This is a genomic window from Pseudomonas sp. B3G-3, assembly GCF_028640915.1.
Lineage (GTDB): Bacteria > Pseudomonadota > Gammaproteobacteria > Pseudomonadales > Pseudomonadaceae > Aquipseudomonas > Aquipseudomonas chlororaphis_I.
On the sequence record NZ_JAQZAB010000022.1, the window covers coordinates 1 to 283 of the forward strand.

Annotated in this window: 1 protein-coding gene; it reads right to left on the reverse strand. The window is 63.3% G+C overall.

Going from position 1 to position 283, the window contains the following annotated elements; translation table 11 throughout:
* Positions 1–283 (reverse strand): T1SS-143 repeat domain-containing protein (locus PVZ80_RS00215; protein ID WP_273863280.1); only part of this gene is annotated, 283 nt, incomplete at both ends.

Genomic DNA, 283 nt, shown 5'->3' on the forward strand with positions numbered 1-283 from the left:
CGCCATCGTTATCCGTGGCCTGGAGTATCGTGCCCAGATTAATGGTGATGTCGTTCTCGTCGTTGCCCGCTGGATGGTCCAGCGGTTGCAGCAGGGTGAAGCTGTAGGCCCCGGCGGCACTGAAGCTGAAGGTGAAGACATCGACGGCACCCGCCTTGGCGGTCAGGGTGTCGCCAGCGACGCTGTACACCAGCGCCACTCCACCGGAAGTCAGGGCAGGCAGGCCGCTGGTGTCGCTCGACAGGGAGTAAGTCAGCGGTACATCGGCGCCGGACTGGAAGAT